Source organism: Sorangium sp. So ce281 (assembly GCF_051527395.1).
Classification (GTDB): domain Bacteria; phylum Myxococcota_A; class Polyangia; order Polyangiales; family Polyangiaceae; genus Sorangium; species Sorangium cellulosum_B.
Genome location: NZ_CP150322.1, coordinates 5458911 through 5484876 on the forward strand (window position 1 = coordinate 5458911; position 25966 = coordinate 5484876).

At 68.5% G+C, this 25966-nt stretch carries 22 protein-coding genes, 1 tRNA gene and 1 pseudogene; 14 read left to right on the plus strand and 10 right to left on the minus strand.

The window, feature by feature from the left end; translation table 11 throughout:
* Positions 1–3: 3 nt before the first annotated feature.
* From WMF27_RS20695 to WMF27_RS20705, 3 genes are all read right to left on the minus strand, one after another.
* Positions 4–825 (minus strand): hypothetical protein, encoded by an 822-nt coding sequence (locus WMF27_RS20695; protein ID WP_437767162.1) that lies wholly within the window; start codon positions 823–825, stop codon positions 4–6.
* A gap of 243 nt (positions 826–1068) precedes the next feature.
* The gene (locus WMF27_RS20700; protein WP_437767161.1) at positions 1069–1311 is read right to left on the minus strand and encodes a hypothetical protein; all 243 of its coding nucleotides are present in this window, start codon (positions 1309–1311) and stop codon (positions 1069–1071) included.
* Between the two features lie 278 nt (positions 1312–1589).
* Complete coding sequence (locus tag WMF27_RS20705) at positions 1590–2444, minus strand: AlbA family DNA-binding domain-containing protein (protein WP_437767160.1); 855 nt, start codon at positions 2442–2444, stop codon at positions 1590–1592.
* 459 nt (positions 2445–2903) lie between these two features.
* On the opposite strand from WMF27_RS20705, the gene WMF27_RS20710 reads away from it, so the two are divergent.
* From WMF27_RS20710 to WMF27_RS20735, 6 genes are all read left to right on the plus strand, one after another.
* Entirely contained in the window at positions 2904–3068 is a 165-nt protein-coding gene (locus WMF27_RS20710; protein WP_437767159.1) for a hypothetical protein, read from the plus strand.
* Positions 3069–3273: 205 nt separating this feature from the next.
* Entirely contained in the window at positions 3274–5772 is a 2499-nt protein-coding gene (locus tag WMF27_RS20715; protein ID WP_437767158.1) for a VapE domain-containing protein, read from the plus strand.
* A gap of 140 nt (positions 5773–5912) precedes the next feature.
* Positions 5913–6128, plus strand: coding sequence for a hypothetical protein (locus WMF27_RS20720; RefSeq protein ID WP_437767157.1), 216 nt, complete (start codon positions 5913–5915; stop codon positions 6126–6128).
* Positions 6125–6295, plus strand: coding sequence for a hypothetical protein (locus tag WMF27_RS20725; RefSeq protein ID WP_437767156.1), 171 nt, complete (start codon positions 6125–6127; stop codon positions 6293–6295). The genes WMF27_RS20720 and WMF27_RS20725 overlap by 4 nt, the downstream gene beginning before the upstream one ends.
* Positions 6292–6663, plus strand: a complete 372-nt coding sequence (locus WMF27_RS20730; protein WP_437767155.1) for a hypothetical protein — start codon at positions 6292–6294, stop codon at positions 6661–6663. Before WMF27_RS20725 ends, WMF27_RS20730 begins: the two co-directional genes overlap by 4 nt.
* Entirely contained in the window at positions 6650–6844 is a 195-nt protein-coding gene (locus tag WMF27_RS20735) for a hypothetical protein (protein WP_437767154.1), read from the plus strand. The genes WMF27_RS20730 and WMF27_RS20735 overlap by 14 nt, the downstream gene beginning before the upstream one ends.
* Positions 6845–6855: 11 nt before the next feature.
* On the opposite strand, the gene WMF27_RS20740 is transcribed toward WMF27_RS20735, so the two are convergent.
* Positions 6856–7629, minus strand: a complete 774-nt coding sequence (locus tag WMF27_RS20740; protein ID WP_437767153.1) for a hypothetical protein — start codon at positions 7627–7629, stop codon at positions 6856–6858.
* 403 nt (positions 7630–8032) lie between these two features.
* Between WMF27_RS20740 and WMF27_RS20745 the strand changes: the two genes are divergently transcribed.
* Together WMF27_RS20745 and WMF27_RS20750 are read left to right on the plus strand one after the other, a co-directional pair.
* Positions 8033–8527, plus strand: coding sequence for an RNA polymerase sigma factor (locus WMF27_RS20745; RefSeq protein ID WP_437767152.1), 495 nt, complete (start codon positions 8033–8035; stop codon positions 8525–8527).
* Positions 8528–8742: 215 nt separating this feature from the next.
* Positions 8743–9801, plus strand: a pseudogene (locus WMF27_RS20750) (recombinase family protein); the annotation flags it as partial.
* A 545-nt stretch (positions 9802–10346) separates the two neighbouring features.
* Here WMF27_RS20750 and WMF27_RS20755 read toward each other — a convergent pair.
* Positions 10347–10421: transfer RNA gene (locus WMF27_RS20755), tRNA-Glu, on the minus strand.
* 843 nt (positions 10422–11264) lie between these two features.
* Here WMF27_RS20755 and WMF27_RS20760 point away from each other — a divergent pair.
* From WMF27_RS20760 to WMF27_RS20770, 3 genes are all read left to right on the plus strand, one after another.
* On the plus strand, positions 11265–13163 hold the full coding sequence (locus tag WMF27_RS20760; protein ID WP_437767151.1) for a TonB-dependent receptor plug domain-containing protein: 1899 nt from the start codon (positions 11265–11267) through the stop codon (positions 13161–13163).
* On the plus strand, positions 13160–14230 hold the full coding sequence (locus tag WMF27_RS20765; protein ID WP_437767150.1) for an HmuY family protein: 1071 nt from the start codon (positions 13160–13162) through the stop codon (positions 14228–14230). The genes WMF27_RS20760 and WMF27_RS20765 overlap by 4 nt, the downstream gene beginning before the upstream one ends.
* Positions 14231–14356: 126 nt before the next feature.
* Positions 14357–16168, plus strand: coding sequence for a hypothetical protein (locus WMF27_RS20770; RefSeq protein ID WP_437767149.1), 1812 nt, complete (start codon positions 14357–14359; stop codon positions 16166–16168).
* Positions 16169–16191: 23 nt separating this feature from the next.
* On the opposite strand, the gene WMF27_RS20775 is transcribed toward WMF27_RS20770, so the two are convergent.
* The 3 genes from WMF27_RS20775 to WMF27_RS20785 form a co-directional block, all read right to left on the minus strand.
* Entirely contained in the window at positions 16192–17016 is an 825-nt protein-coding gene (locus tag WMF27_RS20775; RefSeq protein WP_437767148.1) for a CBS domain-containing protein, read from the minus strand.
* A gap of 446 nt (positions 17017–17462) precedes the next feature.
* The gene (locus WMF27_RS20780) at positions 17463–17888 is read right to left on the minus strand and encodes a hypothetical protein (RefSeq protein ID WP_437767147.1); all 426 of its coding nucleotides are present in this window, start codon (positions 17886–17888) and stop codon (positions 17463–17465) included.
* Between the two features lie 558 nt (positions 17889–18446).
* Entirely contained in the window at positions 18447–19433 is a 987-nt protein-coding gene (locus tag WMF27_RS20785) for an alpha/beta hydrolase (protein WP_437767146.1), read from the minus strand.
* A 170-nt stretch (positions 19434–19603) separates the two neighbouring features.
* Between WMF27_RS20785 and WMF27_RS20790 the strand changes: the two genes are divergently transcribed.
* The 3 genes from WMF27_RS20790 to WMF27_RS20800 all read left to right on the plus strand — a co-directional run bounded on the left by WMF27_RS20790 (position 19604) and on the right by WMF27_RS20800 (position 23367).
* Positions 19604–21010 carry an FAD-binding oxidoreductase gene (locus WMF27_RS20790; protein ID WP_437767145.1) on the plus strand — a complete coding sequence of 469 codons (1407 nt, stop codon included), beginning with the start codon at positions 19604–19606 and terminating at the stop codon, positions 21008–21010.
* A 131-nt stretch (positions 21011–21141) separates the two neighbouring features.
* The gene (locus tag WMF27_RS20795) at positions 21142–22014 is read left to right on the plus strand and encodes an alpha/beta fold hydrolase (RefSeq protein ID WP_437767144.1); all 873 of its coding nucleotides are present in this window, start codon (positions 21142–21144) and stop codon (positions 22012–22014) included.
* A 117-nt stretch (positions 22015–22131) separates the two neighbouring features.
* Positions 22132–23367: an MFS transporter gene (locus WMF27_RS20800; protein ID WP_437767143.1), complete on the plus strand. Its 1236-nt coding sequence runs from the start codon at positions 22132–22134 to the stop codon at positions 23365–23367.
* A 111-nt stretch (positions 23368–23478) separates the two neighbouring features.
* Here the strand turns inward: WMF27_RS20800 and WMF27_RS20805 are convergent, their stop codons facing one another.
* Together WMF27_RS20805 and serA are read right to left on the minus strand one after the other, a co-directional pair.
* Positions 23479–24504, minus strand: coding sequence for a LacI family DNA-binding transcriptional regulator (locus WMF27_RS20805; RefSeq protein WP_437767142.1), 1026 nt, complete (start codon positions 24502–24504; stop codon positions 23479–23481).
* 66 nt (positions 24505–24570) lie between these two features.
* Positions 24571–25830 (minus strand): phosphoglycerate dehydrogenase, encoded by a 1260-nt coding sequence (gene serA / locus WMF27_RS20810; protein WP_437767141.1) that lies wholly within the window; start codon positions 25828–25830, stop codon positions 24571–24573.
* Between the last annotated feature and the right edge of the window lie 136 nt (positions 25831–25966).

Genomic DNA, 25966 nt, shown 5'->3' on the forward strand with positions numbered 1-25966 from the left:
AGTTCAGGGGGCGAGAGCCAAGTCGTGTGCGAACACGAACGCCGCCTTGCTCCATGCCGTCATCTCAAAAGGGTGGAGGCTGGCCTTAAATGCGCTTTGCGGTTCGTGAACGTAGAGGTTTCGGTAATTGATCATGCACAACAGGGTACTCTCAACGCTAGGCGCCATCCCGATCGAAAAGACATCACAGACCGCACCCGCCCATGCCGAAGGCTCTGCAAAGACAGACGGTTTTATAGCCTTCATCAATGCCTTCCGGATCCCATCGTGCTTTTTGGGTTTCGCTGCGGACGCATGCCAACGATTTACGAGCTCGGCACCACGCTCCGAAATGAATGTCGGAGTTAACTTCTTCTTGGCCTTGTAGACGATGTACTCTTCCAAGATCGAGCAGCTGTGGGTGGCCACAATTCCAGAAATTCGTGCCGTGCTTCGCCATGATGGGCGACCCTTCACCCATTTCACGCATTCGGTGCCGACTTCGCGCGCCAATCGTTCGTTGCCGTAGCCAAGGATCTCATCAAATCCTTTTAAATAGATCATAATGATATGAAATAGATCTACAAATGCGTCGATGACCGCGTGGTGACGTTCTCGTTCGTCGGTAGGGAGGGCGTCTAGCTTCGGCTGATCTCGGTTGAAGGCGTCCGTAAGCTTGTCGATCTCCTCCTCACACGTCGGATCCCAGGGTTCGAGCTTGGTCGTGTCCTTCGTCGATGCGGAGGCGGGGATCGAACACCGGTATCTTTCCGCACTGGCTGATGAGGAAAGAATGGCAGACAAGTTCGGGAATGGAAGTGTGATGAATCCAGAGTGCTGGCCCATGATCCGTTGCGGCCCTCTCTACGCGCGATGGATACAGCCTGAGCGAGTCGCTCCCCAGCCGAAACGCCGTGGGTGTCATCAGCGCGACACCCACGGCGCCCTCTCGCTGGACGTGACGCAGGCAACGTACTGCATCGTCCGCGTCAGCGGCGGAACCTGCTCCAGCCGAGATGGATAGGCACGAGGGGCAGGACGAGGGGGGATCGATGTCGATGGCGGAGCTGGACGGGACGTCCCCCGTCCTCAGTCGTCAGCAACCACGATCGTGTTGACGGACCTCCTGTTGACCACGAGTGTCTTCCCCTTAAGTCCGGAGGCATCGGTGATGTCCTCGCCCTCCAGCCCCCAGACCTTGGTGATCCTATTGATCGGGATGAGCGTACCAACACCCCCGCTGGTACCGTTCACGCCGGTGGCGTGAAGGTTGCCCACCTTGAGCGGTTTGCGAAATAGAACCATCACGTGCTTGCCGTCGATCTCGTTCATGCCCGATCCACTACGCCTGCCTGCGTCCCGCATCCAGCCCCTCCGCCATGACGCATCTCATGATGCAATGCGTCACACTTGCTTCGCTTCAGGCTTCGGCACCGGGTGAGCTCGGCCGGAGCTCCTCGGAGAGCTCGGCCGCCCTCCGAGGGGCACACGCGCCCGGGTGGGCCGGCCAAGCTCATCCCGGGAGGGGAGGAGGACACCCATGAGGAAGCGCGGTGAGCGAGGCTGGTGGGCCTGCCGTCGTCGGAGAACGTTATCGCTCGTCCGGAGGATCAGCGGACGACAGGACAGTAGCGCACTTCCAAGGATTTCGATCCAGTTGGAGGGGTGATGATACGACCACCCAAGCGAATGTTCCATTTGTCGTCGTGTGCTTGCCAAACATCCTCTATGTCGGTCAACGGCGCACAAACGACCAGCTGCATATTCAAATGATTGGGCTCTGATAACCCGAAATGCACCGAATTTTTGGCGAGCTCCACGGCTCCCTTGATTGCATCTCGGGCCTCAAGAGGCAGGGGACCATGAACAAGTTCGCTGTAGCGGTTTTTGTTTGCAGTCTCGCCCTTCGGTTGCATCCATAGCTGAATAGAAGCTCCATCACGAATGCAGCCGAGCAGAAGAAGCGTTCGGCGGACCTTAGGGCTCATGTACATGGGTAGCTCGTTCGGCTTGAGGTATTTCGTGTGGCTGGCCTCACGGACAGGGAAGACCCAGGCATCCTGCTCCTTCAACTTTGCGCCAATAGGCCCCTCGATGAAGGGATCGATGTTCACGGCTAGGAGCACCTGGGAATTCCCCGGCACGGTGATGATGATGGCGTTGACGACGGGCGACGGTGAGCACATCTCCTTCGCCGCCTGCTCGTAGACCTCCGCCAGCCGGGCGGCATGGGGACGAGAGATCCCCGGGTGCTCAACGATCCCGGCGTCCACCCTCGAGCCTATAAGGATCACTCCGCCAAACGTATTCGCGAACGCGGCCATGTCCTTCGCGTGCTCGGCGGTCTTTTCGGGCGAGGCGGTCTCCTTGAAATCGAGCCTGTGGGTTTCGCGAACCTTGGCGTCGAGCGGTCCCGCCGAGGGTACGTCAGCGAACGTCTCGATCTTGCGGTACGTCGAGTACATGCGGACACGGAGCTTACCGGAGCTCGGGGCAAGCATCCAGCCCTTCAACCATAACGCATTGCGTCGTGCGCGTCATGAAATGGCAAGCATCGGGCCCGGGGAGTGCCGGAACGGCCAGAGACGGTCGAGCTCCCGAGGGCATGCGCGTCCACGGCGCCGACGAGGGGGCGCCGTGGGCTGATTGGCCGTTTTTGGCCGAAATCTGGTTACGGTTACGGTTACGAGCCCCCTCTGCACTCTTACGAGATCCGTTTTACAGGGGGGTGGATCATCGTTGTACCTCCCCCCTGTAAAACGAGGATCAATGTCTTCAGAGGAGGATTGTAACCGTAACCGTAACCGGGAAATTCTGGAAGCGTTCGACCGTACAGCTACTGAACAGAGAGTACGAGTCGAAGATTCGCACTCTGGACGTACGATTTCCGTGGCATGCCCGTTATCCGGGTTTACACTCCCTGCATGAAGACGGAAGACCGGAGCAACCGCCTCGTCCGCCTCTCCGAGGACACGCACCTTCGCCTCCGGCTCGCAGCCGCTCGTCTCGACGTGACGTTCGGCGAGGCCGTGGCGAGGGCGCTCGACGCTCTCGAAGAGCGGACGGCAAAGGAGCAGCCTACCGGCTGATATAGAGTCGCTCGCCGTCCGCCGGTAACGGCGGACAAGGCTCGCCGATCCCCTCCCCGGCCGGAACACCGCCGGAACCACCGCACGGGAGGGGGCACCTGGGACGCGGCTACCCCAGCGCTCCACGGGCTCCACGAGACGGGGCCCCAATGGACGTCGACCCGGCCTGCTGCCATGCGGGGCCGGGTCGACATGGGGTACTAACGTGTCTGACGATCATAGCACTACACCAGGACGCAGCAATGATAAGCCACGCCTCTGGGCGGAGCACTCCGACATCCTCCAGGCGAGGGCCATCACGGCTGAGTACGCCGAGCGGGTGGGACTCTACAGCGTCACATTCCCGCGCAAAGACAAGTGGGAGGAGAAGCTCAGGAAGCTCGGCGTGGAGCCGAGGTACAAGGGCCTCCCGCACTACGCGGGTACCACCGGGATCGCGATCCCGTACCCGGCCGCGCTCGACAAGATTGAGCGCATCCGCATCCGAGTCGATAAGACCACGGTCTACTCGGACGACGGGATGTCGTCCCACGAGATCCCGCGCTACCTCGCTCAGGCGGGCGTCAGGGTCGTCCCCTACTGGACGCCAGAGGCTCTCGACGCTGCGGCAGACACGTCGATCCCCCTCTACGTGACCGAGGCTCCGCTCAAGGCGATCTCGCTCACGTGTCATGGGTATGCATCTCTCGGGCTCGGCGGCGTCCTTGCTGGATGCCACGATCCCAAGGAGCTGCGCGAGCATGAAGAGATCGTCGCGACCAAGGAGATGAAACGGGTCAACTGGAAGGGCCGCAAGACGTTCATCGTCTTCGACGCCGGCGTCTCGAACAACGTGATGGTGGCTCTCGGGGCGAGCTACGTCTGGAAGGCTCTCGCTCAGGAGGGCGCCGACGTGTGGCTCGTCCGGATCCCCTACCGACACAGCACGGAGGTCGAGATCGAGAAGGGCGAGTTCTTCACGGAGCACGACCAGGGACCGGATGACTTCATCTCGAGGAACGGGGAGATGGCGTTCCAGGAGCTCGTCGATGAGGCCGTCCCCGCCGATCCGAACAAGCGGATCGCCCTCGCGATCAAGGGCATTAACCTTCGTGCAGCTCGATCCGAGGCGGCAGCTCCTCTACTGGACGACCTCTTCTTCCAGGCGTGCCTCAACGTGGGAGGTGATAGGGCGCTAGATATGGCCGCAGCCATCGCGAAGTCCTGCGACATCTCGAGGGCGGCGCTCAAGGGAGCTGTCACGACGTTCTCCGAGAAGTTGTCTGCCCGCGCGAAGGAAGAGGGACCCGAGTGGAAGTCCGAGCTGCGAACGACCTCCTCTGGCGTCGTCAAGCCCGTCGCGTACAACGTCGAGATCGCTCTGCGTCATGACTCGAAGCTCAAGGGACTCGTCGCTTACGACGAGTTCAAGCAGTGTGTGATTTTTCGAACGGCTCCACCATGGGCCGACGTCTACCCGGACGCGAAGAACACCAAGGTGGGCGATCCGTGGTCGGATGCCGATGACACGCGTCTCTCCGGCTATCTCACCCGGGCGCACGACATCGTCGACCTGCCCGAGAAGAAGGTCCAGGCGGCGCTCACCGTCGTGGGGATGGATCACCGATTTCATCCGGTCCGTGAGTACCTCCGCGGCCTCACGTGGGATGGCGTCCCTCGGCTCGACTCCATGATGGAGACGTACTTCGCGGCCGATCCCTTGCTGCGGGAATACCACCGGATCGTCTCCCGAGTGTGGATGATTTCGGCCGCCGCTCGCGTCGAGAGGCCGGGCTGCAAGGCCGACCTCATGCTCGTTCTTGAAGGCGATCAGGCCGTGAAGAAGACTAGTGCGTTCAAGGTGCTCGGCGGCGAGTGGTACTCGGATGCCACGCAGGACGATCTCCAGAACAAGGAGGCCGCCATGAAGCTCCAAGGATCGTGGATCTTCGTTTTTGACGAGGGGTCGATCCTCACGAAGGCGGACGCTCGGCACCTCAAGGAGTTCGTGACCAAGGACGAAGACGAGATCGTGCCCAAGTACAGCAACCGCAAGATCCTGCTCAAGCGGCAGTGCGTCCTCGGCCTCACGACCAACGACCAGCAATACCTCAGTGATCCTACCGGGAACCGTCGGTACCTTCCGGTCACGTGCGGTGTGACTTCGCCGAAGATCGATCTCGATGGGCTCCGCCGCGATCGAGATCAGCTCTGGGCGGAGGCGCACGCCCGCTTCCAGCAGGGCGAACAGTGGTGGCCGACGGACGAGGAGGAGAAGCTGCTCGCCATCGAGCAGGACAAGCGGCGTCGAGCCGACACCTGGGAGCCCCTGATCGCGGCGGGTCTCCAGACCCGCCTTCTCAAGGAAACGACTATCGAGGACGTGCTCTCCGACATTCTGGAAATCAAGGTGAAGGACGCAGACCACAGCGACCGGATCCGGGTCTCGAACGCGCTCAAGGTGCTCGGATGGAAGCTGGACATCCGCAAGGTCAACGGCGTGACGAAGCGGGTGTACCTGGGCCCGGATCACGCGGGACCCCTCGTTGCCACCAGGACGCTCTCCACGGCGCAGGAGGAGGCCGTCGGAGCGTTCCAGAAGGCGATTCCGGTGGTAATGAGCCTGGAGAGGCTCCCGAGCGGTCGCGTGGTCCGTGTATGGCACGAGGTCGAGCCGATGGCGGGGGATGCTAGCGACTCGATGATCGATCCCTACGACGTCTGACCCTCAGCACCCAACGAAGGAGGGGCGACCCGGGGCATTGCGACCGGGCCCGTCCCCGCTCTCAATAAACTACCTATAAAAGCGCTCCTGGTGAAAGCGGCGAAGATACTCGCCGCTCGAAGAACGGGGAGACACCGACCATGGCCTACCGGACCGAGCTCGATAGCGATGGCTTCCACTTGATCAACACGGAGACGGGGCAGAGGACGACGTACCCGAGCCGCGATCACCTTTTGCTCGCGGTCTTGACGGTCGCGAGCAGGAGCTGGGATCGGATTCTCGAGGGGATCACGCGACTTCAGGAGTCCTACGATCGCCCGGCGAGGGATCCCCAGACGACGGAGGTCGAGCCATGAGCTACGCGGGGTTCGAGATCGCGCGCATCCGCGAGACCCTCTGGATCTCCCGCCGCAGGACGCGGACGGCCATACACCAGCTCGCCCCGGCGAGATCCCGAAGGGAGATCGAGGCCGCGATCGACCGCTTCAACGCCCGCTTGACGGCGGAGGAGCTGTTCACGTGACCCGTAAGATCGAGCAGCTCCGGGCCGCGGCCCTCCTCGCGGCCTTGACGGCCGAGGCGGAGGGCCCGAACCTCGCCGGCCGCGTGCGGAGACTCCAGGAGGAGATCCTGGCTGCGCGTGAGCGGGGTAAGTGGGTCGACATCGACCCTGAGGTTCTTCGTGAGCTGATCGCGAAGCTCGACGGCCCGGCCTCGGCCAGCCGCCACTTGGGGATATCGAAGACGGCCCTTTACCGATGGGCCGCGAATGGGCGCGTCAAACGATGGGCGTTCGAGCGCATGAAAGAGCTGATCGCCTCGGGAGCGAAGTCGATGCGGCGACCCCAGTTAACCCGGCACTACAGGAGGGGCTCCGATGACGAGCTGTGACGCTCTTCTCCGGGAGATCGAGGCGACGATCGAGATCTGCGGGGTCGGTCAGACCGCCCGCGCCCTTGGGACGACGCCCGCGAGACTGAGGTCGATCCTCAGGGGCGGGGCCATCCCGCCGGAGCTCGTCGAGCGGGCCCGCGAGATCGGCCTGATCCCCGCGGCCGATCCTTCCCAATGAAGGCCCGTGAGCTACGTTTTCTGATTAAGACGCTTCTTGAGTATGCTCAGAAGTTCGTCTGCACACGCCTTCGCCTTCTCCAGGGTAGAGCATTGCTCGGCTTTGACGCGTTCGATCTTGGCTCCTTCGTGATCCAGGATGCGGAGCCTCTCATGAGCGTCCGCTGGACTCTCTTGATGAAATGACTTTCCGTCGATCTCCACAACCATCATCATCCCATCTTTGATGATAACAAAGTCGGGCTCTATGCGCTTGTAATTGGAGCCACCCCGGAGGAACACGGGGAGAGGCGCGAACGTTACGCCGAGCTTCTTGAGGGCTTGATAGAGGTTGATCTCAGCCGGGGACCGAAAGAATAGGCCCTCGTGCTCATGAGGGGGGATGTTGGTGCTGCGAACGCGCCCCTGGTTATTGACGCCTTTCCCCCTCAGGTAGTCGTCCGCGTCCTGTCTCCACCGAGGATTGTTGTCTCTTCGCGGTACGAGGGTGACTTGAGCAAAGGAGTGGTCCTCACGGTCTGCGAAGAGCTCCTTCCCCGCCTCCTTGATAATCTCCTCCGACTTCTGCCGTTCCGCCTTGACGGGGGAGCAGAAGTAGGCGCTCGACTCCAAGCTGAGTCCCCAGGTGTAGATGCCGCCGTTCCAGTTATCGTACTCCAGCAACTGAATGATCGGCTTGGCATTGACGATGATGGCTATCTCGCGTTCATGACCCTGGTGCTTGAGGACCTCGACGGTCGAACCGAGAAAGGTCTCCAGATCGAGCGGAAAGTCGTCTTCCCTCATCCCTCTAGGATAGCTCCCGCCGAGCACGAGCCCCAGCCCCTCCGCTTGGCCTGAAGGTGCATCTTGGGTGTAGGGCAATCGGCCACAGTGTGGGCGCTTCCGCCCTTCCTGGTTCCGCCCTTCCTGGGTGGATCAAAAAAATCCCATTCCCAGTCGGCGACGCATCCAATCCAGTCTCGAGAGTTTGCGAAGTGCCCCCGCGTCGGCGGCAACCGACCGGGGGCGTGGCCGTTCCCCGAACTAACCGAGGTACGACATGGTCTTCTTACACCCTGCGCCCAGCGCGCCGGAACGGGATTCTTTTGTCCATCGATCGCCCCCCTCGTCCAGGAGGGGCACCCGCCCTCCTCGGGCCGAGCGGTATCCACCGGCCTACCCGACCGTCAAGGAGCTCGCGTCCTTCGTGCCGCAGCTCCGTCACCTCCTCCTGAAGTACGGCGTCCCGCGGCAGGACGTGGCCGACGTCCTCCAGGAAGTGATGCTCGGCGCCTGGACCTCGATCGAGGTCCAGGCGCGCTATCGGCCTGAGCCGGGGGGCGAGCCTCGGCGGGCCCTGTGGGTATGGCTCTGGTCGATCGCCTGGCACGAGGCGAGCCACTACCGGGGCCGGGCCTTCCGACGCCGGGAGGTCTGCATGGCCGACCCGTTGACGGCCATCCCCGAGCCGATCATCGAGGACGACCCGGTAGACCGGCTCGGCGCCCTTGAGGGGTTCCTCACCATCGGCCGGCTGCCGCATCACCTGCGTGCGGTCCTTCGCCTAGCGGGCATCGGCCTCGGGCCGACCGAGCTCGCCGGTCTCCTCGGCGTCCCGGTCCCGACCGCGGCATCTCGGCTTCGACGGGGGCGGCAGCTCCTCGGCCAGATGCTGACCCGGGCGAGCGCGAGGACCCGGTAGCCGCGTAGGATTTCAGCGAGCCGGTGTACCTCCCTATGTGCCTCGCAGACCGACACGGACAACGCGTGCAGGAGGGCCTCAGACCGAGGCCCCTTCCGCTCCGGATCCCGTCGCCGATCTTCCCCTGGCGCAGGACCTGACCGCGTTCGTTCAGCGGCTCGCTGACCTCCTCATCGCCGAGTTGAACAATCCACACGCCAGAGATGGGGATGACCATGGGAAATGACTTTGGGCTGAGGGCAGCCCTCTACGTCCGCCGGTCCACTGAGGAGCACCAGGCAGCGAGCTTAGAGGTGCAGAGCGAGGAGGCCACGAGGTACGTCACCTCGAAGGGCTGGACCCTCGCACCCGAGCACATCTTCGTGGACGACGCCAAGAGCCGGGCCGAGTTCAAGAAGCGTCCGGCCCTCTTGGCCTTGCTGAACGCGGCCAAGGCCCGAGCCTTCGATGTGGTCGTGCTGCGCGATGAGTCCCGCCTCGGAGGCGACGTCTTCCGTACCGGCCTTGTGATCCAGGACTTGCTCGATGCCGGCGTCCGGCTCTTCTACTACGCCGGGGACGAGGAGGTCCGCTTCGACAACCCCACCACGAAGATCATCGTCGCGGTGAGGAACTTCGGAAGCGAGCTCGAACGCGAGAAGATCAGCCAGAGGACCCACGAGCACCTGATGGTGAAGGCCCGGAAGGGTCTCGTCGTGGGCGGCAAGGTCTACGGCTACGACAACGTCGAGGTGAAGGACGGCGATCGGCGGGTTCGCGTCGAGTACAAGATCAACGAGGAACAGGCGGCCATCATTCGCGAGATCTTCCGTCGGTATGCAGACGGGGAGAGCACCAAGAGGATCGCCAAGGACTTCAACGCCCGGGGCATCCCCTCCCCTCGTGCAGGGGGCAGAGGCACGGGTTCATGGTGCACCGGGTCGATCACCCCCATGCTCGCTCGAGAGCGCTATCGGGGCGTTCTCGTGTGGGGCGCAAAGGAGAAGACCTATAAGGGCGGCACCAAGGTCCGCGTGGACCGGCCCGAGTCCGAGTGGACCAGGGTCGAGGTCCCGGAGCTTCGGATCGTCTCGGAGGAGCTCTGGCAGGCCGTTCAGGCCCGAAAGGTGACGAAGGTGGCCTTCGGCCGGGCCCGAGCTTCAGGCGCGCTCCCGAAGTACCTTCTGAGCGGGTTCTCTCGGTGCGGCGTCTGTGGCGGCCCCGTGCAGGTAATGAACGGCCGGGCGAGCTATACGCCGATCAAGGTGTACGTCTGCGGCTATCACCGGGACCGCGGGTCGTGTTCCAGCTCCCTCCGCCGCCCCGTCGAAGCGGTTGATGCCGCTGTCCTCGGGTGGATCGAGCAGCACGTTCTGACCGAAGACGTCATCACGCGCGCCCTCCGAGAGCTCCGCCTCCGGCTGGCCGAGCGAGCTTCGTCGAACGGCTCCAACATTGAGGAGCTGGAGAGGCAAGCCCGGAAGCTTCGGACAGAGATCAGCCGCCTCGGGGAGGCGATCGTGGCCACGTCCGAGGCCCCGCACGCCCTGGTCGCCATGATGAGCGAGCGGGAGAAGTCCCTTGCCGTGGTGGAGGCCAAGGTCTCGGCCCTCAAGACGGCGCCGTCCGTTCTCGACCTCGAGGTTAGACGGCTTGAGAAGGAAGCCCGCCAACGTCTTGAGGACCTTCGGGCCCTGGTTCGGCGTCACCCGGACGAAGGCCGGAAGCTCCTGGAAGCGCTTCTTGCCGGTCCGCTCACCTTCACGCCCACGGAGACTCCCGAGGGCCGCCGCTTCAAGATCACCGGTAAGGCGGGGCTTCTCGGAGGCGGTATGAGCAGCGTCCCCAGCGGGATTCGAACCCGCGTAGCAGCCTTGAAAGGGCTGAGTCCTGGGCCGGGCTAGACGATGGGGACCGGCGATTCGGCGCGGGACCCTACCGTCCGTCGTCGAGCAATGCAAGCCCAACTCGCGTCGCCCGTTGGGGATTTCCGCCGCCGGGCCCGCTCCCGCCCCGCGACCCCCGCAGCCCGCGCCAACCGCGCGGCTTCTCGTGGCGCACCGCAGGCCACCCCCCGAGGCGTTGGTCGCTCGGCATCGCCGCTCGCCGTTCGCCCGCCACGAGCCTCCGTCCCGACGCGAGCTCCTCCCCTGCTCCCGCTGCACGCCATCTACCCCGCCCACGGCGCCCGCCGCCCCCGGTGGTGGGGTCATTTGAACATGAAGGCGGGAAGGCGGGAAGAAAATCATCAATGATCTTCCCGCCTTCCCGCCTTCATGTGACATCTCTCTGGGCAAATGCCCCCACCACCCCGCCCCCGAACCGCTGGACGACCGCCCTGAATCGGGCGACCATCCCCCACCCCACCTCACCCCATCGACCGAACGCCGCACAGGCCGAGCTCTCTCCCCATGCTGCCGTCCCCGCGCCGCGAGCCTGCCGTTCCGATGTCCCAGGGAGGACCGTGCCCCGGCGTCGGCGCCTGACGCGCGCCGCGCTGCTCGCCTTCTGCCCGCTCCCGGCGCTCGTCCCAGCCGCGTTCTCGCGCCCTGCGCTCGCGCAGCTCCCTTCCGCGCAGCCCTCGGCCGCGCCCCCTTCCTCTTCGCCTCTTCCCGCTTCTCCGCCTGCCTCTCCCGCTTCTCCGCCCACCGCTTCTCCTCCTTCCCCTTCGCCTCCTCCCCCCTCGCCCGCCGCGCCGCCTCCCCTCGAGGTCGTCGTCACCGGCACCCGCACCCCCGAGAGCAGCCAGCGCGCCACGGTGCGCACGCGCGTCGTGACCCGCGACGAGGCCGAGCGCCGCGGCGCCATCAACGTCGGTGAGGCGCTCGACGGCGAGCTCGGCGTCCAGGTCAACCCGAGCGCCTACGGCGCGCTCGGCAACCCGAGCGCCATCCAGATCCAGGGCTTCGACCTCGACCGCGTCCTCGTCCTCGAGGACGGCGAGCGCGTCATCGGCGACGCCGGCGGCGCCATCGACCTCTCGTCCCTCCCGCTCGGCGACGTCTCCCGCATCGAGCTCGTCACCGGGCCGACCAGCTCGCTCTACGGCACCAGCGCCATCGGCGGCGTCGTCAACGTGCTCTCCGCGCCCCCCGAGCACCCGGGCTTCAGCGGCCGCGCCCGCCTCGAAGGCCGGAGCCGCGCCGGGCTCCTCTTCCATGGCTCGGGCGCCTACCGGAGCGAGCGCGCCTGGGTGAGCGCCGACGCCTCGTTCCAGCGGGAGGACAGCCTCTCCCTGGTCGAGCCCGCCGAGAACCTCGCCCATCCCGAGGCCGGCGCCGACGCCCCCACCGCCCTGCCCGAGCGCTCCCAGACCCTCCTCGGCCTGCGCGCCGGCGCCGCGCTCGGCAGGGGCGTCGACCTGCGGCTCCGCGCGCGCTGGATCCACGACGAGCAGGACGGGATCGAGCAAAAAGAGCGGCCCGTCCTCGGGGTCTACCTCTACGACCTCCCCGAGGTGACCGACCGCGTCACCCTGCACCTCGCCGAGACGCTCGACCTCGGCGGCGGCTCCAGCCTGCGCCTCGCCGCAGGCCAGCAATGGGCCTTCCGGTCGAGCGGCCGCGACCAGCGCGGCTCGCCCTACGAGGAGCTGCGCGAGCGCTCGGGCACCCTCCAGAGCTACGAGGCGATCGCCACCGTCGCCGACGGGCAGCGCACCTGGGTCGCCGGGGCGCGCGCCGAGGTGGAGACGCTCGACCAGGTGCTCGAGATCACCGACGTGACCACCTCCGGCGCCGAGGAGATCCCACCGAACGACGAGGTGCCCAGCACCCGGCTCGGCAGCGCCGCGCTCTACGGCCAGCTCGGGTGGAAGCTCACCGACGAGCTCACCCTCATGCCCGGCATTCGCGGCGAGCTCCGCGTCCGCTACGGCGGCGTCGTCGCCCCGCGCCTCGCCCTCGCGTACCGGCCCTCGCCATCGCTCACGGTGCGCGTCTCCGGCGGGCGGGGATTCCGCGCCCCCAGCGCGAAGGAGCTCGGCTTCTCGTTCGACCACTCGAGCCTCGGCTACATCCTCGAGGGCAACCCGGAGCTCGCCCCCGAGACGTCCTGGGGCGTGAACGGCGATGTCACATGGATCCCCCGAGAGGGGATCACGGCGCGGGCCGGCGCCTTCTCGAACTGGGTCGACAACCTGATCGACGTCGACCCGAAGCCCGTCGGCTCCTCCGACGGCGTCGATACGTACACCTACACGAACATCGCCGAGGCGCGCACCGCTGGCCTCGATCTCTCGGCCACGCTCCAGGCCACACCGTGGCTCCGCGTCGAGGCCGGCTACGCCTACCTCTGGACACGCGACGACACGGCCGATCCCGGACAGCCGCTCTCCGGCAAACCGCCGCACACGGCGCAGGCGTCGCTCCGCGCCGATCTGCCGCTCCGGATCGAGCTCGTCACCCGTCTCCGGACCATCAGCAGCGCCTTCGTCGAGAGAGACTCGCGCGCCGAGGGAGACCTGTACGCCCCCGGGTTCACGACGCTCGACGCGCGGCTCGCGCGGCCGCTCTGGCCTTCGTCGCAGGCGTACCTCGGCGTCAGGAACCTGCTCGGCGCGCAGAAGGACCCTGATCGCCGCGGCGATCACCGGCCCCTCGAGGGGCGCACGTTTTACGTCGGCGTCCGCGCCGATCTACCGTGGGAGGACTCATGACAAGAGGATCGGTCGCGGCGGCGCTTCTCCTGCTCACCCCGGCGTGCGGCGACGGCGGAGACCCCGGAACCACGGGCGACGGCGCGCTCCTCGAGGTCGACGTGCCGGCCACCGGCCGCGTCTTCCTCCGCCTCGCCACGCCGGAGATCGCGCTGCCGGAAGGCGACGGCGCGGCGTCCACCGACTGGGATCTCGCGCTCTCGGGCTACGACGTCTTCACCAACAGCGGCCTCAGCGGCCCCGGCGAAGGCGGGGCGCTGCCGCTCGGCCTCGAGGACTACAGAGCGGGTGAGCTGCCGAGCACCCCCTTCCTGCTCACGGACGACTCCGGCGGCGCCTTCTCGCGCTGGTATGCCTACGACGGCGAGGAGCACGTCGCCTTCAGCCGCTACCACGTCCACGCGATCGAGCACGAGGGCAGGTACTGGAAGCTCCAGATCGTCTCCTTTTACGGGGAGGTGGACGGGGCGCCGGTCACCGCGCTCTACCAGCTCCGCTACGCCGAGGTGCTCCCCGACGGCTCCGGCCCGACCGTCGACGTCCAGGATCTCGACGCGACCGCGGGCGGCATCGACGCGGTCGAGACCGAGCCGAGCGCTTGCCTCGACCTCGCGGGCGACCGGCAGCTGATGCTCACGCTGGAAGAGGCGCGCACGTCGACGGATTGGAACGTCTGCTTCCGAAGGTCGCTCGTCAGCGTCAACGGCGAGCTCGGCGGCCCCGGGACCACGCGCGCCGTCGACCTCCAGGCAGATGCGTCGGCCTCCGAGGAGCTCGCCGAGGTCAAGGCGCGCACCGCCGCGTCGGAGCAGGCGCGGTTCGACGCGGCCGACCACGCGGCCCTCTCCGATCCCGCCCTCCCGTACCGCGGCGACCACATCGCGACCGCCTTCACGGGGCGGTGGCTCGAGCCCGGCGCGACGCCGCCCGCGCCGGCCAAGGACGCCGCGTGGCTCGTCCAGGGCGCGGACGGCGTATCGCGCTTCGTGATCGTCATCGAGCGCTTCGAGGGCGCGACGGAAGCATCTCCAGGTCGGGTGAGAATGCGCGTCAAGCAAGTGGAATGAGCGCCGCTCACGCCATCGCACACCCCGCCGAGGTCACGAGCGTGCGCAGCGCGTGACACCGCGCGAGGGCCCGCGCATACTGCGCGCGCGGTGAGGGAGGGCCCTTGCCAACGCAGGAGCATGCTTATGTCAACGTCGCTTGCACCGGCATCGAGCGCCATCGATCCGTCTCGCGTGGACGGGAAGCCGGGCGGCGAGCGCCGGGCAACGCAGGTGCGCGGAGGCGCGCTCCTCGCCGCGGGCGCGCTCGCGGCCCTCGTCGCGGGCGCCTGCGGCGGCAGGGTGGTGGTCGACGGGTTCGAGCCGCCGCCCGACGGCACAGGCGGCTCCGGCGGCTCCTGGAGCTCGGGAGACACCGCGAGCTCCGCGCCGCAAGGCGCCTCCGGTGCCGGTCAAGGCGGCAGCACCGGCGAGGGGGGGGCCCCACCGATTCCGCCCCTCGTCAAGGAAGAGCACATCAACGTCGAGGTCGGCGGCACCGTCTCGGTGATCATCCAGCCGGGCACCCTGGGCTTCACGGCCGTCGCCGAGATCATGGCGTCATCGCCGAGCTTCGAGCCGATCGGGATCGAGAGCATCCGCGGCCCCGACGGCAGGCTGCTGGCGGCCGACTACACCATCCGAGGCACGATGGCCGCCTTCTTCAACCAGGGCATCGGCGCGGCGGCCGTCCCCCAGACTGGCGCGGACGCATCCGCGCCGCTCGCGCCGGGCGTCTACTGGATCAAGCTCGGCAACGGCGGAGTCGGCCCCCTGGCGGAGCCGGTGCGCCTCTCGGTGTGGCACCGCCAGACGCTCGACGGGCGCTTTCACGGCGGGAAGATCGACATCAACGCCTTCATCGCCGGCGACGCGGTCTCCGAGCAGTACATGCGGCGCGCGCTGCTCTCTGCGTACGAGGGGTACGTGGGCCTCGGCGTGGGCAGCATCAACGTCCACCACATCGGCTCGGAGTGGGAGTTCGTCGATGAAGCGGTCCTCCCCGGCGTGCTCGAGCAGACGGCCGGCGCCCCCGGCCGTCCGGCCCTCAACGTGATCGCGGTGACGGCGTTCGGGGGGAGCATTGCGCAGGCGTCCGGCGTGACGCCCGCCGTGCCCTCGGTCGCGGTCGAGCACGGCACCCACCTGAGCGGCATCGTGGTCACGCTCTACGAGGAGCCCTCGGTCGACACCATCATCCTGCGCCATGAGCTCGGCCACCTCGCCGGGCTGTTCCACACGACCGAGTTCGACGCTGACTTCGGCGACCCGCTGGACGACACCTCGCAGTGCGGCGACGTGGGGTCGCTGATGGAGCGTTGCCCGGATTTCGGGAATCTCATGTTCCCGACGGGGGGCGACTTCTCGGGCACGATGACGCCGCAACAGACGGCGATCGTGCGGGCGAGCGCGCTCTACCGCGGGATCGTCGAGCAGGGCGGCGGGGCGGCCGTCCCGCTCCCGGCCGACGCGGACACGCCGGCGAGCGGAGCGCCCATCGCGCCGCCGGCTCCGGGCGAGGGGGCTCGCTCGTTTGCGCCGGACCGCCTCGCCTCCACCGCCGCGCTCCCGCCGCACGCCGCGGCGCTGCTCGCGGGGCACTTCTGCGGCCAGAGCGCGGCCCGGGGCGCGGATTTCGACGAGCTGCTCCGCGCGGCCGGCGCCGACGCCGATCGGCTGCTCGCGGTCGGCCGCGATCCCGGCGCGCCGGCGTACGTGAGGGCGCGCGCCCTCACCGCGGCGGGCCGCGCCGCCACGCGTTCCTCCGCCTCGGCGCGCGTGATCACGGAGCTCCAGGCCCTCGCCGCGGACCCGCGCCTCCCGCGCCGCGCGCGGCTCGGCGCCGTCGAGGGGGTCGCGTCGGCCTCGCCCGCCGCCGCCCGCGCGCTCGCCGCGCGCCTGACCGCCGACGCGGACGGGGTCGTCGAGCGGATGGCGACCCGCGCCGCCGCGCGGTGAGGCCGCGTTCGCCGCGGCCGGCGTTATCCCGCCCTGGATCTCGCGGCCATGGTGATCACGCCCGTCCCTGCGACGGCGCGCGCGAAGTCCAGCCCCGTCAGCACGCCGCGGAGCCGCCGCCCCTGCACCACGAGCACGCGCCGCGCCTGCGCCGCGTGCGCGGCGGCCGCGGCGCGGTGGAGCGGCGTCCGGACGTCGAGGCAGACCATGGCCGGGCTCATCACGTCCTCGACCGGTGAATCGGACAGCACGCCGTGCGCGAGCAGCGCCTCGGTCTGGGTGAACATCCCCACCGGCCACCCGCCGGGATCCACCACCACGAGCCCGCTCACCTGCGCCGTCGTCAGCCGGTCGGCGGCGAGCGCGAGCGGCGCGTCGAGCGGGATCGTGTACGTGGGCGCCGACATGAGCCCGCCGATCGGCGTCGGGTCCCGCGCCTCGACCAGGGAGAGCAGGAGATCCTTGGTGCTGAACACGCCGGTCAAGGCCTCGTCCTCGCGGACGAACACGCGATGGATACGGTGCTTCAGCAGCACGCTCGCCGCCTGCGCGACCAGCGTCGCGCGCCCGACGGTGATGATGCCCGGGCGCAGCACGGCCCGCGCCGGGACATCGGGCAACGTGAGCAGCATTCCTCGGCTGTTCGTCTTCGTCTCGAACCTGCCGAGCCGGAGCAGGTCGGTGCGCGACAGCACGCCGATCGCGCGCGACGCCGCGTCCAGGATCGGAACGCAGGAAATCGCGCGCTCGCCCAGCGTGCGGTGCACCTCTGGCAGCGGCGTCATGTCGGACGCCGCGATGACTTCACAGGTCATGTAACGCGAGACGGGTGTCGCAAAAGACATCATGGCGAGCGTTCCTCGAGGACGCCGGCGCTCCGGCGCGCTCCGGAGGGAGCAAGAAGCGATCCGCCATGCGACGAGGGCTGTCGGGCCTGGCGCGAGCGCAGGCACCGCGCCTCGGCGCGCGATCTGCGCCGAGGTGTGCAACGGGCTGGGCAGCGGCTGGGCCGCCGGACCCAGGACACCGATCACGTCGATCGAGCGAGAAATGAGCCGCCAAGGCGCCAAGGACGCCAAGAACAAACCACGATCTTGGCGTCCTTGGCGCGCTTGGCGGTTCAAATTCCTGTTCTTTTCCGGGGTTTCAACCCGTTTGCCGCGCCACGTGCGCCTGCCAGGCGGCGATGTCCTAAAATGCGACAGGTGGGGGGCCCTGGAACGTGGCCGTCAGCTGCACGGCCGTCGCCGAGCCGGAGCCCCCCCCGGGGCGCCTGGCCTCCAGGAGCTTCGCGCTAGAACCTGCCGCAGCCGCCGCCCCAGCCGGGCCTGCCGCACGGCGGCTTGAAGCCGCCCCAGGGGCTGTTCCAGCCGTAAGGCCTGTAGTTCCCGAAGTTGCCCCAGTTGTTCCAGCCCGGGCTACCCCAGCTGTTCCAGCCTGGGAAGACCCCATTGCCGCAGCCCGCGTTCCAGCTCCCGTTGGCAAAGCCCGGGTTGCCCCAGCCCCAGCTCGGGTCGGTGAAGCCCCCGGGGGCGCCGTTGCAGCTCCGCGCCCCGGTGACGTCGCCGTACAGCGCCTGGGAGGCCTCCTCCACCGTCGCGGCCTCGTCCGCATCGCTCTCGTCGACGTCCGCCTCGCCCGCGCCCACCGCGCACCCGGTGGCCAGCGCCGCCATCGCCATCGCGACGCACATCAACCTGGTATTCAACAGCTCGACCATTTCTCCTCCTTGCCCGGCCCGCGACGTCTGCAGGACCGTCGCGCCAGTCGGGTTGCGGAGAGAGCAGCGCTCATGCCCGAGAGCTGGTGTGCAGAGCCTGCCGCCCGAGGGCGCGCGCTGCGGGCGCGAGGCAACGACAAACCGACATTCCTAAACAGCGCACGACCCCGCGGTGATCCTGCGTGTCCCCCGCGCCGGATCACTGCGCAGAGAAGGCGCTTCCAGGCGCGCCTCGCGCAACGCGGCGGCTCCGGCAATAACACGCCTTTCGCGCGCTGCGGATTTCTCGGCGCGGCGCGCGTCGACGCGGCGTCTCCGACGATGTCGAGCCTCTGCGCCGACAACGTGAGACAAGGAGCGATAACACCGCAGATACATTCGCCGTCCTCAGGCGATCAGCGCCGCCCCGCTCGGCGCGCTCAGCCCATCTCCTCTGCGCTCGTGTACGCAAGAGTGCTCCAAAAGGACGCTCCGGGCATCCCGCGTCGCGAGCGTCAGGGGTCCTGTCGAGTCGACCCCATCCTCCGCCGGGCGAGCGCGGCGGCGGCGCGGGGCCGCTCAGGGCGCGGCGAACCAGGTCTCCCAGGCTCGAGAGAAATCGTCGGCGTGGATCTCGTGGCCGCGCCCCGGGTGCACAACGAGCTCGTGCTCCCAGCCGTGCTGCGTCAGCACGTCGGCGAGGTTCTCGGCGCTCGCGATGGTGGAGGCGAGCTCGAGCACGCCGACGGCGATGAAGATCGGCGGCCTCTCCTCGGAGAACAGGTGCTCCTCGATGACCATGCGCCCCGCGCCGACGAGCGCCGCGCCGTTGACGGCGACGAGGCCTTCGAGCGCCACGTAGCTCGCGAAATAGCCGCCGTTGGAGAAGCCCATGACATAACGCCCGCCGAACGTCCTGCCGAGGATCCGCGCCATCAGCGCCTCTGCGCGCATCCACTCTTCGAGCAGGGCGGGCGCCTCGGCGTCGACGGTCTCGCGGCGCGTCGGCCAGCAGGAGTAGGTCTCCACGGACGGATCCCAGGTGCAGAGCCCTGGTCTCCCGCGCGGGAACACGGCGACGGCGCCGAGCGCCGCGGCGGCCTCCGCGGCGGTGGCCTGCAGGGCCACGGGCAGCGAGTCGGGCGCCATGGCCCCGTGCAGCACATAAAGGATCGGCGCGCCGCGGAGCGCGGTCTCCGGCACATGGAAGCAGGTGTGGTCGTCCAGGCCGATCCACCCTGCCGAGCACCAGTCCGTCTCGACCGGCGCCCAGCTCAGCGCGCCGCCCGCGCCGCCGCCCTGCCCGCCCGCGTTCCCTTGCTCGCTCGCGCCCGACGCGCCGCTGCTCGCCGCGAGCGGATCCGGGGTGGCGCCGCCCCCGCCGCCCTCGGCCGCGCCGCCCTCGGCCGCGCCGCCCCCGCCGCCCTCGGCCGCGCCGCCCCCGTCGCCCTCGGCCGCGCCCGCGGCGCCGGGTCCACGCGGCGCCTCGCTGGCAGCGCGCTCGCACGCGGCCAGCGCCAGCACCGCCATGGTCGCCACGATTGCCGCGAGGTCCGCCCTGTCCATGCGCGCTCCTCGATCAAGATGCCCTGTCGGTCGTGGCGCCGCAACGCTCGCGCGGCGCGCCGCGCGGACTCCCGCCGGCGAAGCGACCCGCTCGGCGCGCCGGCTTCGGGGTGGGATGCGAAGATCGCCTGCCCTTGCCCTCGCCACCGCTCCGCAGTACCGAGCCGAACATGAGCCCACTTACCGGCCTCCCCGGCCCCTTCCTCGAGGCCATCCAGCGGGAGTTCCCCGCGGATTTCTTCTCGACGGACGCCGCCGATCTCGCGACGTTCGGCCGCGACTGGACCAAGGTCCACGAGCCCAGGCCCTCGGCCCTCGCGCTGCCGCGGTCGACCGACGAGGTCTCGCGGCTGCTCCGCCTCTGCTCCGAGCACCGCGTCCCGGTCGTGCCCTCCGGCGGCCGCACGGGCCTCGCCGCCGGCGCCGTGGCGGCCAGGGGCGAGCTCGTCGTGTCGCTCGATCGGATGCGCAAGATGGGCCCGGTCGACGTCCTCGGCGCGACCGTGCGGGTCGAGGCCGGCGCGGTGACCGAGGCGGTGCACCAGCACGTCGCGCCGCACGGCCTCACCTGGCCTGTCGACTTCGCCTCGAAGGGGTCGAGCCAGGTCGGCGGCAACATCGCCACGAACGCCGGCGGCGTGAAGGTCATCCGCTATGGCCTCACGCGCCAGTGGGTGCTCGGGCTCACCGTCGTCACCGCGAGCGGAACCGTGCTCGAGCTGAACGGCGCGCTCGAGAAGAACAACACGGGGATCGACCTGCGCCAGCTGTTCATCGGCAGCGAGGGCACGCTCGGCATCATCACCGAGGCGACGCTCAAGCTCACGCGGGTGCCCGAGGCGCTCAACGTGTTCCTTTTCGCGGTGCCCGACCTCGCCGGCGTGCTCGCGCTGTTCCGCGAGGCCCGGACGGGGCCGTTCGTGGTGATGGCCTACGAGTTCTTCACCGAGAAGTGCCAGGCGCGCCTGCGCCGCCACCGGAACGTGCGTGTGCCGCTCTCCGCGCCGTCGGACTACTACGTGCTCATCGAGGTCGAGCGCGGCGAGCCCGAGGCGCTCGAGGCGTGGATCACCTCGCTGTTCGAGCGCGGGCTGGTCACCGACGGCACGCTCGCGCAGCACGGCGCGCAGGCCGCCGAGCTCTGGGCGCTCCGCGAAGGGATCAGCGAGAGCCTGTCGGCGACCGGGCTGCCGCACAAGAACGACGTGTCCCTCCCCATCCAGGAGCTCGAGGGCTTCTGCTCCGAGCTCGAGAGCCTCTTCGAGGCCCGCTATCCAGGGTGGGAGATCGCGCTCTTCGGCCACATCGGCGACGGCAACCTCCACATCAACGTGATGAAGCCCGACGACCTCACGCGCGAGGAGTTCCTGAAGCGCACCCACGAGGCGGATCACGCCATCTTCTCGCTCGTGAAGAAGTACCACGGCAGCATCTCCGCCGAGCACGGCATCGGCCTGCTCAAGAAGGATTACCTGCCCTACTCGCGCTCGGCCGAGGAGCTCGCGATCATGCGGTCGATCAAGCGGGCGCTCGATCCGCTGAACCTCATGAACCCGGGCAAGATCATCGACGTCTGAGCGTCTCCCGCTCGCCCCCTCCGCTCCGCTCGCCACGACCCCGGACCCCCATGTAGCAACCATCGATTCACCCCGTGACCGCGCGGCAGAGCGCCGGCGGCCGCTCGACGGAATCTGCGCAAGGAGAGACGATGACCCTCGACGAATCCAAGCTCTCGCACCGGTTCACCGAGCACGGCGGCGTGCGCCTCCACTACGTCGAGGCGGGCGACGGGCCGCTCGTCGTGCTCCTCCACGGCTTTCCCGAGATCTGGTACTCGTGGCGCCACCAGATACCCGCGCTGGTCGAGGCGGGTTACCGCGTGATCGCGCCCGACATGCGCGGCTACAACCTCTCGGACAAGCCCGAGGGCGTCGCCGCGTACGCGATCGCCGAGCTCACCGCGGACGTGGCCGCGCTGATCCAGGCTTCCGGCGCGGAGCGCGCCGCCGCGGTGGTCGGCCACGACTGGGGCGGCGGCGTCGCCTGGGGGTTCGCGGCGCGGTATCCGGCGCTCCTCGAGCGGCTGGTCGTCCTCAACTGCCCGCACCCCGGGCGGCTGTTCGCCGGGTTCCGCACGGCGCGGCAGCTCCGCAAGAGCTGGTACATGTTCTTCTTCCAGCTCCCGAAGCTCCCGGAGCTCGCCGCGCAGAAGGACGGTTTTGCGTGGCTCCGCGCGGCGGTGAAGGACGACCCGCGGCGCCCGGGCGCGGTGAGCGACGAGGATCTCGCCCATTACGTCGAGGCGTGGTCGCAGCCCGGCGCGCTCACGGCGATGATCAACTACTACCGGGCCCTCTTCCGCCCGGGCAGCCTTCGCGAGCTCGGCGGGCCGCCCCGCATCGACATCCCGGTGCAGGTGATCTGGGGCGAGCACGATCGCTATCTCGGCTCCGAGCTCGCCGCGCCGGATCCGGCGCTGGTCCCGAACGCCCGAGTCGCCCGCATCCCCGACGCGAGCCACTTCGTGCACTACGACAGGCCGGAGAAGGTCAATCAGCTCCTCCTCGAGTTCCTGCGCTGACGCCCTCGCGGGGCAGCGCTCGCGGGCGTGCGCGGCGCGACCGCCGGCGAGGCGCGTTTCCTGACGCACGTACCCGTTTGACACGGCGGAGCGACCGATCGAACCTGGCGGGCGCTCATGCTCCGCCGCATCCCTGATCGCAACATCTGGCTCGTCTTTGGCGCGATCTTCCTCCTCGGTCTCGCGTACGGCATCGCCATCTCGCTCACGGCGGTCTTCCTCGATGCGCGCGGGTTCACCAAGACCGACATCGGCCTGCTCGCGTCGTGCTTCGCGCTCGGCATCGTCCTGCTCTCGCTGCCGATGGACACGCTCATCCGCCGGTTCTCGGCGAAGGCCACGCTGGTGCTCGCGCTGGTCGGGTACGCGGCGGCGGTCGGCGCCTTCCCCTTCTTGCCGAGCTTCGTCGCCATCGCCGCGGTGCGTTTCCTCGACGGGGCCTGCTCGGTCGGCATCTGGGTGAGCTGCGAGACGATCCTGCTCGCCCGGTCGGACAGGGACAACAAGGCGTTCGTCACGAGCCTCTACGCCGTGTCGATGGCGCTCGGCTACGTCCTCGGGCCGCTCTGCGCGCCGCACATCGTCGCGCTCTCCTCGATGCCCGCGGCGTTCCTCCTCTCGTGCGTGATCTCGCTGATCTCGGCCGTCCTCGTGCTCGCGCGCCTCGACCGCGACCTGCCGGGCATGTCCGAGGCCCACGGGAAGGCCGGCGCGGCGAGCGGGGCGGAGCCCTCGGCGTCCTCCGCCTCGATCCTCTGGCGCATCAAGACCGCGTGCTTCGCGACCTTCGCCTACGGCTATTTCCAGGCGTCGGTCGTGCTGTTCCTCCCGCTCTACCTGATGGCGGAAAAGGGGGTCACGCGCGATCAGACGATCCAGATCCCCGCCTACTTCGCGGTGGGCATGCTCCTCTTCACCAACGTCTTTGGCCGGATCGGCGACCGCCGCGGCCACCTCCTGCTCATGCGCGCGCTCGGCACGATCGGCACGCTGATGATCCTCGGCTTCGTGTACCTCGATCGCTACGACGCGATGTGCGTGGCCGTGTTCGTCGCGGGGGCGACGCTCGCGTCGATATCGCCGCTCAGCCTGGCGCTCCAGGGCGTCGTCACCGCGCGGCGCGACTACAGCCGCGCGAACTCGATCTACAACGTCTTCTACGCCGCCGGGATGCTCCTCGGCCCTCCGGCGTCGAGCGCCATTTACCAGGCCGCGGGCGGCATCGCGATGATCTACCACCTCGCGGTCCTGTGGGCCGCGTTCGTCGTGTTCACCGTCGTCTTCGCGGGCGACGACCCGGCCGCGCGGCCCAGCGCCGGAGAGCGCGCCAGCGTCCCGGTCTGGAATGAATAGCGCTGTCCCCACCGCGCGGCGTTCGACGTAGAAATCGCCCCGCTCGCCGCGCAGACTCGCCAGCTCGCGGCGGCACACGACGAGGCGCCCGATCGCGGATCCTCGCCGGGTTCAGAGATCGCAGCCGCACGACCGCCGGACGATCAGCTCCGTCGGCAGCTCGATCCTCCGCTCGGCCTTGCCCGTCTGGATGAGGTCCACCAGCGCCTGCACCGCGCGGTAGCCCACCCCCTCCGTCGGCGCGCGCACCGTCGTGAGCGCGGGCTCGAGGTGGCGCGCCGACGGCGCGTCGTCGAAGCCGACGACCGAGATCTCCGCGGGCACGCGCTTGCCCGCGGCGCGCAGCGCCTCCATCGCGCCGGCCGCGGCGTGGTCGCACCACGCGAAGATCGCGTCGAAGTCGACCCCCTCGCGCACCCACGCGAGCGTCGCGGCCCGCGCCTCCCGCGCGTCGAAGCCGCGGCGCATCAGGCGCGGATCCACGGCGATGCCGTGCTCGGCGAGCGCCTCCCGGTACCCCTCCGCGCGCGTCGTCGAGTCCTCGCTCTCCGAGACGCCGTGGAGGAAGGCGATCCGGCGCCGGGCGTGCGCCTCGATCAGGTGCCCCACGATGGCGCGCGCGCCGGAGGCGTTCTTGATGATCACGCTGGGCAGCGGGACGTCCACGGGCGACGACTGGTACATGAGCACCGCCGGGCACTCCTGGTGGACCAGCTGCTGGAGATCGGCCTCGTGGACGTAGTGGCCGAAGATGAGCACCCCGTCCGTGTTGTGCCGCCCGACGAGGCGCCGCGCCGGCGCCTCCGGCCTCACGGAGAGCAGCACGTCATAGCCGGCCTCGGCCGCCGAGGCGGCGATGGCCCGCACGAGGCTGGAGATGAACTCGGTGCTGACGTTCGGCAGGAGCAGGCCGAGGACACCCGTCTTCCCCTGCGCGAGGCTCCTGGCGGCGGTGTTCGGCACGTAACCGAGCTCGTCGATCACGGCCAGCACGCGCTCCCGGGTCTCCGCGCTGTACTTGCCCCTGCCGTTCACCACGCGGCTGACGGTCGCGGGCGAGACGCGAGCGCGCTTGGCGACCTCCTCGATCCGGATCTGCGGCCGCGGCCCCGGCTGGATCGTGAACGGCGGCGACAAGGCGGGGCACCTCCCGGGGCCGGGGACGCCGGCCGGGGCGCGGCGGCGCCCCGGCCCGACGCGGCTTCAGTAGAGCACGCGGGTGCGGAGGCTCGTCTCCAGGGCCCCGATGCGCCGGCCCACCTCGGCGGACACGTCCTGCGACAGGTCCATGATCAGGTAACCGATGTTGGCGTCGGTCGACAGGACCTGGCTGTCGATGTTGGCGTTCACGTCCGACACGATGCGGTTCACGTCGCGGAGCACGCCAGGCACGTTGCGGTGGACGTTGAGGATGCGGTGCGTGGCCTTGAGCGGCGGGAGCTCGACGTTCGGGAAGTTCACCGCGCCCGTCGTCGCCCCGGTGGTCACGAACTGCGTCAGCGCGCGCGACACCTCGCGGCCGATCGCCTCCTGCGCCTCCTCGGTCGAGCCGCCGATGTGCGGCGTCAGGATCACGTTCGGGAGCTTCTGCAGCTCGGTCAGGAAGCCGTCGGAGTTCGACTCCGGCTCCTCCGGGTAGACGTCGATCGCCGCGCCCGCGAGGTGGCCGCTCTTCAGCGCCTCGGCCAGCTCCGGGATCACGACGACCGAGCCGCGGCTCGCGTTGAGCAGGTACGCGCCCTTGCGCATGTGCGCGAGCTCGGCGGCGCCGATCATGTTCCGCGTCTCCGGCGTGGCCGGCACGTGGAGCGAGACGAAATCGGACTCCTCGAGCAGCGCCTGCAGCGTCGGCAGCGCGCGGTTGTTGCCCATCGGGAGCTTCTGGGCGATGTCGTAGTAGACCACGCGCATCCCCATCGCCTCGGCGAGCACGCCGAGCTGCTGGCCGATGTGGCCGTAGCCGATGAGGCCGATCGTCTTGCCGCGGATCTCGTAGCAGGCCTTCGAGACCTTCTTCCATGTCCCCGCGTGCACCTCGCGCGACCTGTCCCCGAGCTGCCGGGCCAGCATGATGGACTCGGCGATGATCATCTCGGCGACGCTGCGCGTGTTGCTGAACGGCGCGTTGAACACCGGCACCCCGCGCCGGTTCGCCGCATCGAGGTCGACCTGGTTCGTGCCGATGCAGAAGCACCCGACGGAGAGCAGCTTGTCCGCCTTCTCCAGCACGCGCGCGGTGACGTGCGTCTTGCTCCGGATGCCGAGCATGTCCACGCCCGCGAGCGCGGCGATGAGCTCGTCTTCCTTCAGCGCAGAGCTCCGCGTCTCGATCTCAAATGATCGCGACCGGAACAGCTCGTGCGCGCTCTGGTGGATGTTCTCGAGCAGGAGCACCTTGACGGGCTCCTTCGCGACAGGGGGGGTCGTCTGAAATTTCGTTGGTGAGGGCGTCATGGGCTTCATCCGTCAAGGCCACCTCTACCGCAACTTCGCCCTTTTGCATCCCAGGATCCGATCCGACGCCGACGCGCGCCGATGCCGGAGCGCGACCGTCCTGCGCATCGGTTCCGCGCGTCGGTTCCGCGCATTCGTTGCGCGC